At 60.7% G+C, this 17,284-nt stretch carries 14 protein-coding genes and 2 pseudogenes; 10 read left to right on the forward strand and 6 right to left on the reverse strand.

Features of this window, described 5'->3' with window-relative positions; translation table 11 throughout:
* Nucleotides 1–45: 45 nt before the first annotated feature.
* A pseudogene (locus tag GR197_RS01895) lies at nucleotides 46–744 on the reverse strand (class I SAM-dependent methyltransferase).
* A gap of 183 nt (nucleotides 745–927) precedes the next feature.
* Here GR197_RS01895 and GR197_RS01900 point away from each other — a divergent pair.
* The 9 genes and pseudogenes from GR197_RS01900 (at nucleotide 928) to GR197_RS01940 (ending at nucleotide 9,412) form a co-directional block, all read left to right on the forward strand.
* Entirely contained in the window at nucleotides 928–1,248 is a 321-nt protein-coding gene (locus tag GR197_RS01900; RefSeq protein ID WP_164006339.1) for a hypothetical protein, read from the forward strand.
* A gap of 190 nt (nucleotides 1,249–1,438) precedes the next feature.
* Nucleotides 1,439–1,810 carry a cell surface protein gene (locus tag GR197_RS01905; RefSeq protein WP_164006340.1) on the forward strand — a complete coding sequence of 124 codons (372 nt, stop codon included), beginning with the start codon at nucleotides 1,439–1,441 and terminating at the stop codon, nucleotides 1,808–1,810.
* Between the two features lie 154 nt (nucleotides 1,811–1,964).
* Complete coding sequence (locus GR197_RS01910) at nucleotides 1,965–2,264, forward strand: hypothetical protein (RefSeq protein WP_164006341.1); 300 nt, start codon at nucleotides 1,965–1,967, stop codon at nucleotides 2,262–2,264.
* A 311-nt stretch (nucleotides 2,265–2,575) separates the two neighbouring features.
* Nucleotides 2,576–3,247, forward strand: a complete 672-nt coding sequence (locus GR197_RS01915) for a class I SAM-dependent methyltransferase (protein ID WP_164006342.1) — start codon at nucleotides 2,576–2,578, stop codon at nucleotides 3,245–3,247.
* A 19-nt stretch (nucleotides 3,248–3,266) separates the two neighbouring features.
* Nucleotides 3,267–3,902, forward strand: coding sequence for a TetR family transcriptional regulator (locus tag GR197_RS01920; RefSeq protein ID WP_164006343.1), 636 nt, complete (start codon nucleotides 3,267–3,269; stop codon nucleotides 3,900–3,902).
* Between the two features lie 352 nt (nucleotides 3,903–4,254).
* A pseudogene (locus tag GR197_RS01925) lies at nucleotides 4,255–5,054 on the forward strand (aldo/keto reductase).
* 565 nt (nucleotides 5,055–5,619) lie between these two features.
* Nucleotides 5,620–6,897 carry an alpha/beta hydrolase gene (locus GR197_RS01930; RefSeq protein ID WP_164006344.1) on the forward strand — a complete coding sequence of 426 codons (1,278 nt, stop codon included), beginning with the start codon at nucleotides 5,620–5,622 and terminating at the stop codon, nucleotides 6,895–6,897.
* A gap of 182 nt (nucleotides 6,898–7,079) precedes the next feature.
* On the forward strand, nucleotides 7,080–8,330 hold the full coding sequence (locus GR197_RS01935; protein WP_164006345.1) for an NAD(P)/FAD-dependent oxidoreductase: 1,251 nt from the start codon (nucleotides 7,080–7,082) through the stop codon (nucleotides 8,328–8,330).
* Nucleotides 8,331–8,374: 44 nt separating this feature from the next.
* The gene (locus tag GR197_RS01940; RefSeq protein WP_164006346.1) at nucleotides 8,375–9,412 is read left to right on the forward strand and encodes a 4-hydroxyproline epimerase; all 1,038 of its coding nucleotides are present in this window, start codon (nucleotides 8,375–8,377) and stop codon (nucleotides 9,410–9,412) included.
* 310 nt (nucleotides 9,413–9,722) lie between these two features.
* Here the strand turns inward: GR197_RS01940 and GR197_RS01945 are convergent, their stop codons facing one another.
* Both GR197_RS01945 and GR197_RS01950 read right to left on the reverse strand, forming a co-directional pair.
* Entirely contained in the window at nucleotides 9,723–9,929 is a 207-nt protein-coding gene (locus GR197_RS01945; RefSeq protein ID WP_164006347.1) for a hypothetical protein, read from the reverse strand.
* 467 nt (nucleotides 9,930–10,396) lie between these two features.
* Entirely contained in the window at nucleotides 10,397–11,944 is a 1,548-nt protein-coding gene (locus GR197_RS01950; protein ID WP_164006348.1) for a putative bifunctional diguanylate cyclase/phosphodiesterase, read from the reverse strand.
* 512 nt (nucleotides 11,945–12,456) lie between these two features.
* On the opposite strand from GR197_RS01950, the gene GR197_RS01955 reads away from it, so the two are divergent.
* Nucleotides 12,457–13,494, forward strand: coding sequence for an Ldh family oxidoreductase (locus tag GR197_RS01955; RefSeq protein ID WP_164006349.1), 1,038 nt, complete (start codon nucleotides 12,457–12,459; stop codon nucleotides 13,492–13,494).
* A 68-nt stretch (nucleotides 13,495–13,562) separates the two neighbouring features.
* Here GR197_RS01955 and GR197_RS01960 read toward each other — a convergent pair whose 3' ends face one another.
* From GR197_RS01960 to GR197_RS01970, 3 genes are all read right to left on the reverse strand, one after another.
* Complete coding sequence (locus tag GR197_RS01960; RefSeq protein ID WP_164006350.1) at nucleotides 13,563–14,525, reverse strand: dihydrodipicolinate synthase family protein; 963 nt, start codon at nucleotides 14,523–14,525, stop codon at nucleotides 13,563–13,565.
* Nucleotides 14,526–14,643: 118 nt separating this feature from the next.
* Complete coding sequence (locus GR197_RS01965) at nucleotides 14,644–15,348, reverse strand: GntR family transcriptional regulator (protein WP_164006351.1); 705 nt, start codon at nucleotides 15,346–15,348, stop codon at nucleotides 14,644–14,646.
* A 144-nt stretch (nucleotides 15,349–15,492) separates the two neighbouring features.
* Nucleotides 15,493–17,214, reverse strand: a complete 1,722-nt coding sequence (locus GR197_RS01970) for a cis-3-hydroxy-L-proline dehydratase (RefSeq protein ID WP_164006352.1) — start codon at nucleotides 17,212–17,214, stop codon at nucleotides 15,493–15,495.
* Between the last annotated feature and the right edge of the window lie 70 nt (nucleotides 17,215–17,284).

Genomic DNA, 17,284 nt, shown 5'->3' on the forward strand with positions numbered 1-17,284 from the left:
AATTTCGGGATTCCGAAGTGCTATATAGAGTCTGGTGGGAATTACCTAACGAAGGCACTTTGCCACGATCAGAAACTCCGTCTCCCGCCCGCCGATCCTTCCGGCCGAAACCGTGCGAAGCAGAAGGCCGAAAGCCTCATAGAGCCAATAAAGCGGAGGAATTCGGTCCTTGAGCGCAAACACCTACGTCGACACATACTCGCCGACGAAGACGATATCCATGCCGAGCTCCTTCAGTGTCCCGGCAATCTCGGAATGCGATGCTTCTGCGGCGTGCTCGACGCGAAAGGGGGCATAGCCCGGCTTTCCGGCGTTTTTCTGCCGCAGGACGTAGCGATAGAACAAGACGTGGCTCCACCAGGGCGTCAGGTCGGTGAAAATCCCTTTGGCCGAACTCAGGATCGGACCCTTGACGAACACCAGGCCACCGGGAGACAGGGTGTCATGGGCTCTCAACAAGGCGGAGCGCGGGCTTTCCAAATGCTCGAGAACGTCCCAGAAGACACAGGCGTCGAAGTGACGATCTCCGTAGTCGACGGTTTGCGCATCGCCGAGGATCCGGTCAGAAGCGTCGCGGTTCTTCTCGAGCTGCTCCTTCGAGATGTCCAGGACCGTATATCGGGCACCCTCCAAGGGGATATGGGTGCGAGAGCCGCCCCCGACCTCAAGGATATCTGCGTTTATCTTGCTGGAAAATGCAGATCGCGCGTGCGACAGCGCGTCGTTCACCCACGGCGAAGCCATAATCCTTCTCCCCCGGAGAGATTAGTGTCTACGCCCATAAGCATGCATTAATATAATATTTAAGCAATATTTAAACTTCTGGTACCGCGGCGCCCTTCCGGGCCACAAGCATTAGTTTCGCGCAACCTTGCTGATGTAAGCGCAGATCTGATGATCTCAGAGGCGGTTAGGCCGGAGGAATGCATGACGGTGGGAATTTTTCGGGCTCTGGCTGCCCTGGCGATGGTGACGGCGCTTGCCGGCTGCATCGACCATGCCAATGATCCGGTGCTCCTGGCGGTCGGCGTGCCGGTCAATCCGCCGCCTGTTGCACACGGCATCTGCATGACCGACGGCAACGCCATGTATCGTGAGGCGAGGAGCCAGTATCAGCTGCGCGCCCAGCTGACCGGTTATGCGCAAGCCGATGAACTGGAGGCGGAGACGATAGCGCGGGCTGCGGCCCACCGGCAATATGTCGCCTGCCTCTCCGGTCAAGGCTACCGGACATTATACGCGAATTGAGAACAGAGAATTCGCAATTCCGCCCTGCGCCGTTTGAGCGCTGCTGCCGATCGCAGCTTTTCACGTTTTTTGGCGTTTTGGTCACGCCGGATCGCCTGCAATCACGAGTTTAGGAAGTTGCATGCGAGCCCGGAACTCGGCGGGTGGGAAAGGCATTGTCATCAGGTAAATCCACTAAGGAGGGTTTATCATGAAGATGCTCAGACTTGCCCCTTCCACCGTCGCGCTCAGTGCCTTTCTCGCCCTCGCGTCGATTGCCCCAGCGCAGGCAGCCCCCATCCAGGCGGTTCGGCCGCCCGATGTCCAAGCCGTAAAAATGGTGCAATATAAACCACATGCCGGATCCTGGCATGGCTATCAAGGCTTTCGCAGCGAGCGGCCCGGCACCCGCCGTCATTCCGATGGCTACTGGTATCCACTTGCCGCCTTCGGCGTCGAGGCCGGCACCACGGGCTCGATCGTCCGCCAGCCGGTGAACCGACCTGCAGCCCCGGAAATGTGCAACCCTACGTTCTCAGGATCGATCGGTCCCGGCAGTATGCCCTGCGATAACGGCTATTGAGCCGGCAAATGAAAGAGGCGGCGATGAGCCGCCTTTTTCTCGATCATGGGGCCGCTCACATATCCGTGACCTCGGCTTTGGCACCGTAGATTGTGACAGATCGTTTTCCTAACTCCGGGGCGTAAATTCGCTGAATCCTCCCAAGGAGACGATTATGACAACGACTTTCAAGACCGGCCTGATAGCCGCCGCCCTCGGTGCAATCCTCGGCCTCTCGGCCTTTTCAGCCGCGGCAGCTCCCCTCCAGTCGAGCGCGACAGAGCAGGGTACAGCCACCCGTCCGGTTACCCAGCAGCAAACCAGGCTTGAACATGACAGGCGCACGACCGGTTCGATCGGCGAGCGCGGGGAAAGAATGGGCTTGACCCACTATATGGCGAACCCGAAAAAGCCCCTCAACATGGATTGCAAGCTCGGCTTCAACCCGACGAGCAGCTCCAGCTGCAATTATTGACGCAGCGCACGACCGTTCGCGGACGTAGATGTGGGCCGACTCTGTCGGCAATCTGGAGGCGGCCGTTGGGCCGCCTCTTGCGTTGAGGGCAGCGGTCAGCCGGACTGGCCTGTCCCTGCGCAATCATTCTTCATGAGATTTGCATCAGCTGCAAAAATGCAGTAAATACAAAATTACACTGTGTTTCGACAGGAAAAGTCGAGGCAATCGCCTGTTCAGGCAGGAGATTGCCGGTTCTGCCTTGGAATTGCCATGCTCGCCGCGATGGTCGCTTTGCATAATCAATTGAATTTCAGACAGGTGGGATAGTCATGACCGCAAAGGCTGCATGCGCCGATTTCCTGCATTTTTTCCGCTCCTGGATTAGCAATCCGCTTCGGGTCGCGGCCATCGCGCCGTCGGGCGATTCGCTTGCCAGGATCATGACCAGTGAAATTGCCGCACTCGACGGGCCGATCATCGAGCTCGGCCCCGGCACCGGCGTTTTCACCCGGGCGCTGCTGGCGCGCGGCGTCAGCGAAGCGGACCTGACCCTGATCGAATACGGTCCGGAGTTCATCACTTCGCTGCAGGCGCGGTTCCCGACGGCGCGCGTGTTGCAGATGGATGCGGCCCATCTCGCCCATGCCGATATTTTCGAAGGCGAACCGGTTGGCGCCGTTATCAGCGGCCTGCCGCTTCTGTCCATGTCGCCGCGCAAGATCGCCTCGATCCTGGCCGGCGCTTTCGCCTATATGCGGCCGGGTGGGGCGGTCTACCAATTTACCTATGGTCCACGCTGCCCGGTGCCGCGGCCAATCCTCGACCGTCTCGGCCTGAAGGCTGTGCGCATCGGCGGCACGGTGCGCAACCTGCCGCCGGCCTCGGTCTACCGGATTTCCCGCCGCAAGCCGCTGGAGCTGTCGCGCGACCGCTTCAGCTATCGTGAGAGCGAAGCCGAACTCGACGATGTCGCCGCCTTTTCCAACGAGGCCGGCGGCTGAACGATGATGCCGGGCAGGAATGGCTGACAGCAAGCGGACGGCAGCGACGGAAGGCAGGCGGCAACGCAAGCGGCGGCAGACCCGCGAGCGCATCGAGCAGGCGGCGATGAGCCTCTTTCTCCAGCGCGGTTTCGAGGCCACGACCATCGAGGACATCACCGAGGCGGCCGATGTCTCCAAGCGCAGTTTCTTCGACTATTTCCCCTCCAAGGAAGAGGTGGTTTTCGCCTGGCAGGATGGCTTCGCCGATCGGCTGATGGCCGAGATCGCCGCAAGGCCGGCGGAGGAACCCTCGGTGGCTGTGGTCGAGGCGGCGATCACCGCCACCGTCATCGCCTCTGTCGACGAGCGCGGCCTGGCGCTCAGCGAACTCATCCGTCGCACGCCGGCGCTGAAGGCCCGCGACCAGGTGAAATATGCCAGGCTCGAACAGAAGCTCGCCGAGGCGCTGCTTCTGCGCAAGGGAAACGATCCGGGCGAGCGGTCGCGCATGCGCGTGCTTGCAGCGGTCGTCATCGGTGCGCTGCGCGTCGGCGGCGAACTCTGGCAGCAACGCGAGCCTGGCGCCTCGCTGCACGATTTCGCCCATGAGATCTTCGCCGGGCTCTGGAAAATCCTGGCGGAATTCGGCAACGAGGCAAAGAACAGGTTTTGAAAGCCGGCTTCGCCGGCGGCAAATTGCCTGGCGCCGCGATATGGCCGCGCGCATACGGCGTGCCGCGCATCTTTTTATAACGGCAGCAAGCGCCGGCTCATTGCATCTGGCAACCCTCCGGCCCATCTCCTGTCAAGGCGCGCGGCAATGCTTCCGCCCACGAACAGATTTTTGAGTATCCCACACCGAATTTAGCGCCTGCCAACGGCGACCCAGTTTCAGGCGATCAGTTTCTCCGGCTTTGAACCTATTGATCAAGAGAGGAAAGACCATGTCCAGTCATAACGCAGCCAAGTCAGGCAGCTTCAAGATCGGCGGCGATATCGAGATCAACCGTCTCGGTTTCGGCGCCATGCGCGTTACCGGTGACGGCATCTGGGGCGAGCCCGCCGATCATGCCGAATCCATCCGCACGCTGAAGCGCCTGCCCGAACTCGGCGTCAACTTCATTGATACCGCCGATTCCTACGGTCCCGATATTTCCGAATGGCTGATCAAGGAAGCGCTGCATCCCTATGGCGCCAAGTCCGTCGTCGCCACCAAGGGCGGCCTGACCCGTCACGGCCCCAATCTCTGGCTGCCGGTGGGCCGCCCGGAATATCTGATCCAGCAGGCGCATAAGAGCCTGCGCAATCTCGGGCTCGAGCAGATCGATCTCTGGCAGCTTCACCGCATCGATCCGAAGGTGCCGGCCAAGGAACAATTCGATGCGATCAAATCGCTGCTCGATGCCGGCCTCATCCGCCATGCCGGCTTAAGCGAAGTCTCCGTCGCCGACATCGAAGCGGCCTCGAAACACTTCAAGGTGGCGACCGTCCAGAACCGCTACAATCTCGTCGATCGCACCAGCGAGGACGTGCTCGATTATTGCACCAAGCACAATATCGGCTTCATCCCCTGGTACCCGCTTGCTGCCGGCGATCTCGCCAAATCAGGCTCGCTGCTCGACACGATTGCCAAAAGCACAATGCCGCGCCGAGCCAGATCGCGCTCGCCTGGGTGCTGAAGCGCAGCCCGATCATGCTGCCGATCCCCGGCACCTCCAAGGTCAAGCATCTCGAAGAAAACGTCGCCGCCGTCGATATCACCCTGTCGGACGAGGAATTCTCGGCGCTCGATGCCGAGGGCCGGAAGGCGTTTAAGGCGGCGTGAAGGAAGCTGACTGGCGGCGCAGGTGGCTGCCCTTCACCTAACCCTATCCCCGTTTTACGGGGAGAGGGGACGTGCCCTGCGAGAGGTTTGTGGGGAACGGAGAGCTTGCGGCTTGCCCCCTTCGCCCCGCGCGCGGGGAGAAGGTGCCGGCAGGCGGATGAGGGGCGAGCCATCGGCGATCCGTCAGGCCTAAATTTTCCGCACAATTTTGACCATCTGGTCAAACATGCTGCAAAATGAGGCGGTGGCCTGTTAATTTCAGGGCAAGCCTTGCATCCAGTGCATTGCTGCATTGCGGTATTTTCGCTGTTCCTGCTCGCATGAACGCGGTACATGTATCTCCGTAAGCAGCGCACTCCTCCTCCCAGCGCTCTTACATCGGACTGACAACACTCCTCCTCCCAGTTGTCAGTCAGGATCAAGAGCCCGACGCACCTCCTCCCGCGTCGGGCTTTTTTCTTTTTCCATCCCAGATCTCAATCGCGCGCAATTTGACTCGGCAAGCACCGTCGGCCTATTTGAACGGGCGCCGCCTGCCGGTGCGTGCACCGGTTGGAGTTTAGTCATGATCGGCAAATGGCGCGGCCCGCGGGCGGCTATGACAGGTCTTGTGCTTGTGGCGTTTGCGCTCGCCGGCTGCGGCGGCAGGCCGGTCGGTGTCATGCAGGCGGCCGGCAGCGTTCCGCCGGGCACCTCGAAAGTCGATCTTCTCGTGGCGACGACACGCGCTGCCGACGACAATCCCGCCGTGCTTTTCTCAGGCGAACGTGGCACCGGGCTCACCGTCAACGCCGTCGATGTCTCGATCCCGCCGGAAGCCAATCGCAAGGTCGGCCAGGTGCAATGGCCGAGGCGGCTGCCGGCCGACCCCTTACGCGATTTCGTCACCGTGTCGGTCGATCCGCTCGAAGGCGAGCGGGCCGGCGAGACCTGGCTGAAAGGCCATATGCCTAAGAGCCGCCGGGTGCTGGTCTTCGTGCACGGCTTCAACAATCGTTATGAGGACGCTGTCTACCGCTTCGCCCAGATCGTCCATGATTCGCATGCCGACGTTGCCCCCGTCGTCTTCACCTGGCCCTCGCGCGCCAGCATCTTCGATTACAATTACGACAAGGAAAGCACCAACTATTCCCGCGACGCGCTGGAAGAGCTGCTGACCCGCACCGCCGCCAATCCCGCCGTCAGCGACGTCACCATCATGGCCCATTCGATGGGCACCTGGCTGACCGTCGAAGCGCTCAGGCAGATGGCGATCCGCAATGGTCATGTCGCGTCCAAGATCAACAATGTCATCCTCGCCTCGCCGGATCTCGATGTCGACGTCTTCGGCCGCCAGTTCGCAAGCCTCGGCAAGGACCGGCCGCACTTCACCATCTTCGTCTCCAGGGACGACCGGGCGCTCGCGCTGTCGCGGCGCATCTCCGGCAATGTCGATCGGCTCGGCCAGATCGATCCCTCCGTCGAGCCCTACCGCAGCAAACTCGAGGCCGCCGGCATCACCGTGCTCGACCTCACCAAGCTCAAGGGCGGCGACCGGCTGAACCACGGCAAATTCGCCGAAAGTCCGGAAGTGGTGAAGCTGATCGGCGACCGGTTGATCGCCGGCCAGACCATCACCGATTCCAATGTCGGCCTTGGCGAAGCCGTCGGCGCGGTGGCGATGGGCGCTGCCCAGACGGCCGGAAGCGCCGTCAGCGTCGCCGTCAGCACGCCGATCGCCATCTTCGATCCGCGCACCCGGCGCAACTACGACGCCCAGCTGAAGCGTCTCGGCCAGTCGATGGACAATACCGTCGGTTCGGTCGGCGACAGCGTCGGCGCCGGCCTGCCGGAAAGCCAGTAAAAATTCCACAAAGCAATTCCAGCAAAAGCGCATGGCGGTTTTGCGTTTCGGAATTGCGAAAACAAAGAGATAGAGAATTTCCGTGCTTCGGAGAAAACGGAAATCTCTAGGCATGACCAGCGATCTGATATATCAGGTTGGCGAACGGCAATTCTGTCTGCCGTCTGGGTGGGGTTGATCGCATGGCGGATGAGACGAAGAAGAGGGTGGTTGTCGTTGGCGCAGGCGTGATCGGCGCCTCGATCGCCTTCGAGCTGCAGCGGCGTGGCCTTGAAGTGACGCTGGTCGACAAGGCTGAGCCGGGACGCGGCACGTCATTCGGCAACATGGCAAGCATCGCGCTCGATTTTGTCGCCGGTTCCGGCCCTTCGACCTGGAAGAAAATGCCCGGCTGGCTGCTCGATCCGGAAGGCCCGGTCTGGCTGCGGCCCTCCTATGCGGCCAGGATGCTGCCCTGGTTCCTGCGTTTCCTCGCCGCCGGCCGGCCGTCGCGTCTGCGGCAGATCGAGGATGCCGGCATGAGCCTGTCGCTCCGCGCGCTCGCCGATTTCAGGCAGATGCTCGAGGCGATCGGTGCCTCTGAGATGATGACCGAGGAGGGCTGCCTGGCGATCTACGAGACCGAGGCGGAATTTGCCGCCGATCGCGGCCACCTCGCCATGATGCAGCGCTACGGCCTCGAATTCGAGGTGTTGAGCAACGGCGCCATTCAATATTACGAGCCGGCGCTTTCGCCTTCGATCGCCAAAGCCGTGCTACTGCCCGACAACAAGTCGATCCGCGATCCTTACAGACTGGTGGTGAAACTCTTCGACGCGGCGAGAGCTGCCGGCACGATTTTCGTCTCCGGCGCGGTCAGGAATATCGAGCGCAGGGGCAATGGCACCGCCGTCGTTCTCCTCGAAGATAACAGCCGCATCGAGGCGGATTCGGTGGTGTTCGCCGCCGGCGTCCACACCCGCTTCCTCGCCGCAAAGCTCGGCGAGCCGATCCCGCTCGAGACCGAGCGCGGTTATCACACCCAGATCATGAAGCCCGGCATCGCCATGCGCTATTCGGTGATCTGGCCGCATCGCGCCTTCATGGTGACGCCGACGGCCGGCGGCATCCGTGTCGGCGGCAATGTCGAACTCGCCGGTCTCGATGCCGCCCCCGATTTCCGCCGTCCGCGGGTGCTGGTGCGCCATGCCCAGCGGGCGCTGCCCGGCCTGAAGGTCGAGGAGACGACGGAATGGATGGGCCATCGCCCGGCGCTGCCCGACACGATCCCGATCATTTCGCCGTCGTCGAAACTGCCGGGGGTCTTCTATGCGACCGGCCACGGCCATCTCGGCCTGACCTATGCGGCAACGACAGCCCGGCTGATCGGCGATATGATGACCGGCATCGAACCGCCGGTCGACATGACCCCGTTCCGCATAGACCGATACTAAAGCATCGAACCTTCGACAGTTACGTCTGAACTGGAGTTTTCAATATGAGATGGAAGCGCACGATCCAGCTGCTGGACGTTCATGCCGAAGGCGAGATCGGTCGCGTCGCAATCGGCGGCGTGCCGAAGATCCCCGGCGAAACCATCGCCGCCCAGCTGCATTGGCTGAACACCGATCCGAAGGGCGACGAGCTGCGCCGCTTTCTCTGCCTGGAGCCGCGCGGCGCCCCGATCGGCTCGGTCAACCTGCTGCTGCCGGCGCGCCACCCGGAGGCGGATGCCGCCTTCATCATCCTCCAACCCGACCAGGCGCATGCCAGTTCCGGCTCGAACTCGATCTGCGTGACGACGGCGCTGCTCGAATCCGGCATCGTCGAGATGCAGGAGCCGGAGACGACAGTCACGCTCGAAACTGCGGCAGGCCTCGTCAAGGCGACGGCAACCTGCCGCGACGGGCGCTGCGAGAAGGTCCGGCTGACCATGGTGCCCTCCTTCGTGCATGAGCTCGATGTCGCAATCGACACGCCTCATTGGGGAAGGATCAAAGCCGATCTCTGCTATGGCGGCATCTTCTATGCGCTCGTCGATGTCGATCAGATCGGTCTGAAGATCGAGAAGGCCAATGCCTCCGGGCTGGTCCAGGCCGGCATGATCCTGAAAGAACTGATCAACCGCGATATCAAGGTCGTCCATCCCGAAATCCCGGCAATCTCTGGCGTCGCCTATGTGATGTTCCGCGACACCGAGGCCGACGGCACGGTGCGCACCTGCACCACCATGTGGCCGGGCCGGGCCGACCGCTCGCCCTGCGGCACCGGCAATTCCGCCAATCTCGCCACGCTCCATGCCCGCGGCAAGGCCAAGGTCGGCGATGTCTTCACCTCGAAATCGATCATCGGTTCGCAATTCGAAGTCGGGCTGCAGGCGGTAACCGAGGTGGCCGGCCGCCCGGCGGTGATCCCGACCATCACCGGCCGCGGCTTCACCTTCGGCCTGACCCAGGTGGCCCTCGACCCCTTCGACCCGCATCCCTTGGGCTTCGCGCTCACGGACGTCTGGGGGCCGTCGGCCGGCGATATTTGACGTTCAGGGCAGGGCGCTTGAAGCGCGAAACAATTTTCCGGCGGGGTCCTGCATATCGAAGCGGACCACCGTGCCCCTCGAAAGCTAGACATGTCCGACCGTCTTGCCTGCCGGACCAGTTGCTGTCCTGCTTCGGGGTGGTCAGGAAGTGCTGAGCGACTCCAGCGACGAGGAAGCCGCACTTGCCGAAAACCAGATAGATCCAAATGAAAGCGGTGCGCGGATACTGACATTCTATTCCGCGCCACCGGCTCTCTTCACCGCGGCATGAGCCGGCGCGGCCATCATGGCCGCTCAAGCCTTTGCTCGGTCAGTTGATCGCGCTCGTTTCTGGCCGCTTAAACCGAAGAGCTTCACGAAGAGAGGTCTCGATTGCCTCACGCAACGCATGGCCGCCGCGCACGGTACCTTTTTTGTCGAGCCACTGGGCGGCGTTTACCAGAATTAATCCCTCACGCTTGAGAATTTCCTGCGCTCGCTGAATAACCCACAGCTCCAGCGCCTGGTCGTTTGGCATCATGCCCTCCTTTCACCAAATCATTCGGTGGGTCCTTACGGTTGGTATTTATATACAAATTGCCCATGTCTCAGGACCGATGAAATTGGATGATCGAACCCGCCGCCAACTATCGAGCGTCATTGGGACAGCGTTTGCGTAAACGGGATAGGTAACGGGCCATCCGGGGCATTCCTTGCACTATAGCTACCTGCGCGTCATTCGGCTCCAAGCCGCTCATGACCAACTCGCTGATCCTTTAAATCGAAAATCGGTTCACGAGATTTGCGGGTACCGCGATCCACGAACTGACAGGGTGGCTTGCAGGGGCGAACAACCACCTTTGGAGAAAACGCCTTTTATTGTCGAGTTCGGACTGAAGGTGACGAGGCAGTTCGGTATCAGGATAGATTTCGCGAGGTGGATTCGGTCGGCGTTCCGGGGCTCGCCCGCTGCCCCGCACCTGACGTTCCGGGCGGATCGTCCCATCAACCGCGTTGCAAAATCCTGGTGTTGACGTGACCTGCGGTGATCTCCTCGATCGGCACAGGTCTGCCAAGCAGATATCCCTGGCCGATGTCGCAACCGAGGTCCTGAAGCCGCTGACGCTGGCTCTCCTCTTCGATGCCTTCGGCCGTTATCGTCACGCCAAGTCCGGCGCCGAGAGCGATAATGGCCTTGATCACCTTGTCCTGCTTGTCATTGCTCTCGAACGAGGCGACGAAACTCCTGTCGATCTTGATCTTGTCGAACCGGTAGTTCGACAGTTGGGAGAGGCTGGAATAGCCTGTTCCAAAGTCGTCGAGAGCAATCCTCACCCCCGCATTCACCAGATCGTCGAGGACGATCCGTGCCGTGACGGCGTCCTGGATGATGGCGCTCTCCGTTACCTCAAGCTCGACCCTGTACGGGGGAAGACCGACATCGCCCAATATCTTGAGAATTCGCAGGCCCAGCAACGGGTCGCTCAGTTGGATCGGAGAAAGGTTGAACGACAGGACGAGATCATTTGGCCAGGAAAGCGCATCGGTGCAGGCGCAGCGAAGCAACTGATCCGTCAATTCGACGATCAGGCCGGCTTGCTCTGCCACGGGAATGAATTCGCTCGGCGGGATGAATTCGCCGGAGGTCGTTTTCCAGCGCGCCAGCGCCTCGAAGCCGATAATCTTGTTCGCCTTCAGGTCCACGAGCGGTTGGTAATAGGGAACGATATCAGCCTTCCGGATGGCTGCTCGCAGATCCCCTTCCATGCGAATCCGTTTTGCCAACTCCTCCTGCATCGACGGCACGAAGGGCATCACCAAATCGCGCCCCTGCTTTTTCGCCACAGACATCGCACAGTCGGAATGTCGAACGACTTGACCGAGGTCGTCGCCGTTCTCCGGATAAAGCGCCAAGCCGACGCTGGCGCCGAGATCAACGACGACACTATTGAATGTGAAAGACTTGCCGATCACGCTGACGATGCGGCTGCCCAAAGCGGCAGGATCGGGATTTCCCATCCGCCGCGCCAGAACGACAAACTCGTCTGCCCCAAGGCGGAAAACGTGCTCACGCGGAAAGAGGGCGGAGAGCCGCTGAGCAACAGCCTTCAGCACCACATCACCGTGATCGCGCCCCAGCAGGTCATTGACCTTCTTGAAGCCGTCGAGATCGATGCTGAACACGGCATAGGTTTCCTCTGACCTTTGATCGATCATCGCCTGCGCGCACACGGAATCCAGAAATCTGCGATTGGGCAGCTCGGTCAGCGTGTCATGACAGGCAATCCAGTCAACGTTCTTTTCGGCCTGCAGCCTGCGGCTGACCTCAAGCGAAAGATCCCGGATCCGCAACGCGGAATAGATCAGTCCCAGAAACCCGGAGATGCTGATTGCGAGGAGCGCGTGGTCGAGGGGATAGCCATGATGCCGCTCGACAAACCCATCCAATCCTTCATGCCAATGCAACCGCCAGGATAGGCAGAAGAGAAGCAGGAAGATCGAGATCCAGACCAAAATCTCCATCTGCGGTCTGGTTGGCTGGATGCGAGGCATGGGAAGGCTCCTGTTGGGTGAAGAACCATCATGGCCAGTTCGCAGGACCGCATCGTCCCCTAGATATTTTCCAACACCGCCACAATTCATTCGGGCGGAATTAAGCAGGCCGGCTTTTGCCGTCGTTGATCAAGCGCACAGCACCGACCAGCCCGTAAGACTATCTGAACTTCGAACGTTAATGGTGGGTTGCCTTGACGCCGCCGCCGGCATTTCGCTGCGCAGAACGGACAGCTTCCCCGCAAACTGGATCGAGTGTCACCGATCGAAAGCGTGGCGCAGGCCATTGAAAGGTAGGGGTAACACTCCAGTGTCCGAGACCATGGAGCCGTTCTGCCGCGGATCCTTCGCGTCGACGGAGCATGGATCGCCCAGCGACAAAATGTTTCCTGCCGAGTGAAGACCCGTGCTTTCGGCCGTTACAAACTGAACTTGCCGATGGATTGAATACAATATGTATGCAACATGGCGATGCCTGCCTGCCTGTTTGGCCAGGCTGAGATGGAGAAAAAATGACTGAGACAGCCACCATGTCGATCAGCCAACTGCACGAGTTGGTTGAAGCAATCTTTCGGCGGGCCGGGTTGAATGCGGTGCAGGCAGTTGCATTGACGAATGTCATTGTGGCTGGCGAGCGCGACGGCTGCAAATCTCACGGCATCTACCGCATCGAGGGCGCCTTGCGCACGGTGAAAGCGGGAAAAGCCAAGCCCGATGCCATTCCGGCGATAGCCCCGCAGGCAAGTTCCGGTATCGTGACGGTTCAGGGGAATGGCGGGTTTGCAAATCCCGCCTTCGAGCTTGGCGTGCCGCTGCTTGCTCAATCGGCGCACGCGTCGGGAATAGCGGCGTTGGTTGTCAATGATGTCGTCCACTTTTCCGCGCTCTGGTCTGAGGTGGAGGCCCTGACCGGACAAGGCCTAGCGGCGATTGTCATGTGCCCGAGCTATGCCGCGGTTGCTCCGGCAGGCGGCAGCAAGCCACTGCTGGGGACCAACCCGTTCGCCTTCGGCTGGCCGCGAGGGGACAAGCCGCCCTACGTTTTCGACTTCGCGACATCCATGGTGGCCCGAGGTGAAATTGAACTTCATCGCCGCGCCGGCAAGCAGCTGCCTGAAGGCTGGGCAATCGATGCGCACGGCGCCCCGACCACCGATCCTGATGAAGCTCTCGCCGGCGCAATGCTGCCCTTCGGCGGCCATAAGGGCTCGGCCATAGGAACGATGATCGAATTGCTTGCCGGGGTCATGATCGGTGATCTGACAAGCCCTGAGGTGCTGGATTATCTCGGGACGACGACACTGTCACCCGTGCATGGCGAACTGATCATCGCCATGTCGCCGAAGGCGTTTTCGGCGGGCCGTCCGGGTGACCCGTTTGCGCGCGCAGAAGCGCTGTTCGACGCAATCATCGGCGGTGGCGCGCGGCTTCCCTCCGAACGCCGTTTCATTGCGCGCGCAAAGTCTGAAAGCGAAGGGATCACCCTGGCCTCGGCTGAATTGGAGCAGCTCAGCCGCCTTCATGACAAGGGCCTGGACGCCGTTTCTTGACGAGGTTTCGACGTGGCATGAAACCAACAGGCCCCCGAAGGAGGCCTGTTCATTGAAGGGATAAAGGATCAGGCCCTGTATTTTTCGACCGCGCCAGGCAGTTTGCTCCATCCGGCATACCAGGTGTCGAACAGCTTCAATTGGCGCTCGACATAGCCGCGCTGGCTTTCGGACAGTTCATCGGTTTCGTTGAATTGCAAGGCGTATTCCGCGTCACCCTTCAGCACCATCATGTGCTTGAAATAAAGCACGAGATCCGGACCTTCATCGAAGGACGAAAGCACGCCGAGCGCCGATTCCAGTTCGAGCGCACGCTGACGGGCATCGGGGTCGCCCTTGGCGGCAGCCTGCGAAAGATTGCACATGTGGATGACTTCCTTGGGCAGGACGCAGCCAATGCCGGTGATCGCGCCGACAGCACCGCAATTCACGAACCCATGGAAGACACAGGTATCGACGCCGATCATCAGCGACACATCATCGTCGCGGCTGGTGATGTTTTCCGCGGCATAACGCATGTCGGCTGCACCGCCGAATTCCTTGAAGCCGACGAGGTTCGGGTGGTCTGCGCGCAGGGCAAAAAACAGATCGGCCCGGGTTGCGAAGCCATAGTAAGGGCTGTTGTAAATGACGGCAGGAAGATCCGGCGCGGCCGCAAGGATGGCCTTGAAATGGTTCTTTTGGGCAGCAACAACGGTGCCGCGGGAAAGCACGCGGGGGATAACCATCAGTCCCTGAGCGCCCACTTTCTGAGCGTGCGCGGCATGGGCAACGGCTGAAGCGGTATTGACCGCGCCTGTGCCGACGATAACCGGGATGCCGGCATTGATCAGGCGCTCGACGCCTTCCATGCGCTGTTGATCAGTCAAAAGCGGCCAATCACCCATCGAGCCGCAATAGACGACCGCCGACATTCCCTGTGCGATGAGTTCTTTGCCCTTGCGCACCAGCCCGTCATAGTCGGGGCTGCGGTCATCCTTGCAGGGCGTCATCAAAGCGGGAACGACGCCCGAAAAAATCTTGGCTTTCATCGTGAAAACTCCTCGGTGAGACGAAACGGAAACGGGTGGCGGATGCGGAGCGTCGCGCCTCTATAAAAGGAATATACATCTTTGTATTTTTTTTGTCGACAAGAAATTGCCCTGTTTTTTAAAGACTGATGTCGAACCGGTCTTTCCTCGCAAACAGCTTCTGAATCTGCTCGACAATCTGTTCCGCGTGAATGCGCGCCAGCCGGTCGGCGAGGTCGGCGTCACGCGCGGCGACTGCGGCGATGATCTCTTCGTGTTCGTCGACGAATTGCTGCGGCAGCCGATCTCCATAGGACTGGTAGTACAGCCGGAGAATGCGTCGTCCATCATCGAGGATGCGATTGAAAACGGCGACGAAGTATGGATTGTGCCCGGCTTCTGCAATCGAAGAATGAAGAGCGGCGTTGGCCGCAATCATCGCCAGGGCGTCCTGGTTCGCGACGGCGGTTGCGAATTCCAATTGGCGAGCCTTGATCTCCAGCAAATCTGCAGGACGGTGATATTGCGCCGCCAGCTTTGTGGTGACGCGGTACATCAGCACCAAAGCGTCGAAGAAGGTATGCAGGTTGAGAAAGTCGATATTGGATACCATCGTCGACCGATTGGGCAGGGTATCGATCAGGCCTTCACCCGCAAGGCGGACCAGCGCTTCGCGGATTGGCGTGCGCGACATTTTGAAATGTTCGGCGAGCTGGACCTCGTCGATCGGGCTGCCGGGTGGCAGGACCAAGTCCAGAATGTCGTTGCGCAGAAGCTCGTATACGGTTTTCGCACCGGAACCGCGCTTGCGTTCAGCGGAGGGAGATTGCGTTTGCGCGGCCATTTCAAAATCCTTGTTGTCGACAACGGGTACTTTGAAACATTCACGCGGGCAACTGTTCGTGTTCTGCTCTCGTCCTTTGCAACAAGCGCAAAACTCTCGCCGCGGACGCCGGCCGGCACGCAATCGGCTATTGACAGCGGTCGATCATACCGGCAGCAGGGCTTCGCCTGTCCATCCTGCTGCTCGCGGCGTCACGCGTCCTGAAATCGCCGCTTCCACGCAGTCGCTCAGACTGGCGAGCCGCACGGCACGACCCGAGAGGCCAGGGCCGTAATGCGCATATTTTCCGGAGTTCGTGATCACCGCCTTGGTCCTGGTGGGAAACACCGGTTCGGAGATCGAGCACCAGCAAAGGTCCGGGAAAACCTGAACCCCCGCCTGACGCAACGCCGCAAGCGTGCCGTCGCCTTGAGCCTGGTCGATCACCTGTCGGCCGGCCGTGACAATCACTGCGACGCCCGGATGGCGGCGCCTTCCCATCAATGCAGTCGTCAGCGCGCCGGCCAGCGCGCGGCATTCCTCGATCGATGCATGCGGGCTCCCGATCGCGACGAGCTCGACATCTGCCGGGCCGTCATTCAATAAGCGCCACGCATCATGCATGTCCTCGACGGTGATGCTGACCTGACCGGCGTCCGGATGGACTGGCCCGTCTGCCTCGGGCGTGACCCCTGCAACGTGCAGCATTGGCGAGGCTGATGTTGTTCCGAATGCAGCGCAGAGCGCTTTCAAATCGTCTCGAGACGGGCGGGCCTGCCCAAGCCCTTTGACCAGCGGAATGCAATCCGGCGCCTTCTTGCCGATCAGATATCCGATCAGCGGCCAAAACGCGTCGTTCACGGGTTCAGGGGTTTCAACCTCGATAACCAGCCGAGCGTGCCGATTGATGTCGAGATAAACCCCGGATTCCGGGGCTCTGCCTGTCAATGCGATACAGAGATCCAGGAAGTCAGGGTGTTTGGCCGTGCGCGCACCGAGCACGGTGTTGGCGAAGATGACGGCATTGGACTCCGACCAGGCAATCGTTTCGCCGGTTTGCGGCGCGCTGTCCAAAAGATAGGGAGAACAGGTGAAGGTTGGCCGGCAGCCCATTCGCACGTAAGCGTCGGCAAGGCGTGCGGCCGGTGCGCCGAAGGACGGTGGTATCCCCTGCCTTTCCCAGTTCGCCCGATCGACCGAGATCGCATTCATCGTGGTCGGAATACGCACCCGCGCACCGAGATCGGCGATCGTCTCGGCAAAAGTCAGGTTGGCCGGACTTGCATAGATACACCCGTCGATATGGCCTTGGCTGACATCGATGAGCCGCGTGGCACCCTGCTGGGCGGCCATTGCACAAATGATCCGCATCGCCTGCATCGCGCCCGGACCATCGGCGCCACTAAGCATGCTGCGGTCTTCCTCGGTCAGTTGGAGGTCGGCGAGGGCAGGCGCAGGCAGTTGCGTATTGAGGCTCTGGGAGGTGATCACGCCACTCTCTATCGACGCCGATTGAGCCTGGGAAAGACGTCGAAAATTCTCCGGGCTGAGCCTGATGACCGGCATGGGCCTATCGAACATCTCGGCTGCTATCAGTGCACCGAGCGTCAAGACGTCTTCTGCTTCGCTGAAGACCAGAGCGGCCGGACCGCGGCCTGTCAGGATAAGGTCGAGCAACACGCCGGATCCCGTGCAGGAGCCACGGCTCGTCGGCATCATCAAAATGGCGCCGGTCAGGGAAACGCCGCGCAGCGGATGGTGCACGTCGATGACATCTCCGGTTGCCGGGTCCACGCCGCCCCAGAAGCTCAGTGCCTCCTCCGTTGCGACAACGCGGCCGGTTGCGGAGCCGTTCAAAACGATCCGCGATGCTGATGCGATGGTCATTGGCTGTCCCGTCTGCTCATTTGCTCGACTTTCGTCGTTTGCCCTTGCCAGTGGATCGTCTTGCCGACGC

The sequence above is a fragment of the Rhizobium phaseoli genome, assembly GCF_010668805.1.
Lineage (GTDB): Bacteria > Pseudomonadota > Alphaproteobacteria > Rhizobiales > Rhizobiaceae > Rhizobium > Rhizobium phaseoli_A.

What these genes read in the sequence shown, in the direction of transcription:
- GR197_RS01900 (WP_164006339.1), top strand. Translation starts at nt 928, where the DNA reads ATGACGGTGGGAATTTTTCGGGCTCTGGCTGCCCTGGCGATGGTGACG.
- GR197_RS01905 (WP_164006340.1), top strand. Translation starts at nt 1,439, where the DNA reads ATGAAGATGCTCAGACTTGCCCCTTCCACCGTCGCGCTCAGTGCCTTT.
- GR197_RS01910 (WP_164006341.1), top strand. Translation starts at nt 1,965, where the DNA reads ATGACAACGACTTTCAAGACCGGCCTGATAGCCGCCGCCCTCGGTGCA.
- GR197_RS01915 (WP_164006342.1), top strand. Translation starts at nt 2,576, where the DNA reads ATGACCGCAAAGGCTGCATGCGCCGATTTCCTGCATTTTTTCCGCTCC.
- GR197_RS01920 (WP_164006343.1), top strand. Translation starts at nt 3,267, where the DNA reads ATGGCTGACAGCAAGCGGACGGCAGCGACGGAAGGCAGGCGGCAACGC.
- GR197_RS01930 (WP_164006344.1), top strand. Translation starts at nt 5,620, where the DNA reads ATGATCGGCAAATGGCGCGGCCCGCGGGCGGCTATGACAGGTCTTGTG.
- GR197_RS01935 (WP_164006345.1), top strand. Translation starts at nt 7,080, where the DNA reads ATGGCGGATGAGACGAAGAAGAGGGTGGTTGTCGTTGGCGCAGGCGTG.
- GR197_RS01940 (WP_164006346.1), top strand. Translation starts at nt 8,375, where the DNA reads ATGAGATGGAAGCGCACGATCCAGCTGCTGGACGTTCATGCCGAAGGC.
- GR197_RS01945 (WP_164006347.1), bottom strand. Translation starts at nt 9,929, where the DNA reads ATGCCAAACGACCAGGCGCTGGAGCTGTGGGTTATTCAGCGAGCGCAG.
- GR197_RS01950 (WP_164006348.1), bottom strand. Translation starts at nt 11,944, where the DNA reads ATGCCTCGCATCCAGCCAACCAGACCGCAGATGGAGATTTTGGTCTGG.
- GR197_RS01955 (WP_164006349.1), top strand. Translation starts at nt 12,457, where the DNA reads ATGACTGAGACAGCCACCATGTCGATCAGCCAACTGCACGAGTTGGTT.
- GR197_RS01960 (WP_164006350.1), bottom strand. Translation starts at nt 14,525, where the DNA reads ATGAAAGCCAAGATTTTTTCGGGCGTCGTTCCCGCTTTGATGACGCCC.
- GR197_RS01965 (WP_164006351.1), bottom strand. Translation starts at nt 15,348, where the DNA reads ATGGCCGCGCAAACGCAATCTCCCTCCGCTGAACGCAAGCGCGGTTCC.
- GR197_RS01970 (WP_164006352.1), bottom strand. Translation starts at nt 17,214, where the DNA reads ATGACCATCGCATCAGCATCGCGGATCGTTTTGAACGGCTCCGCAACC.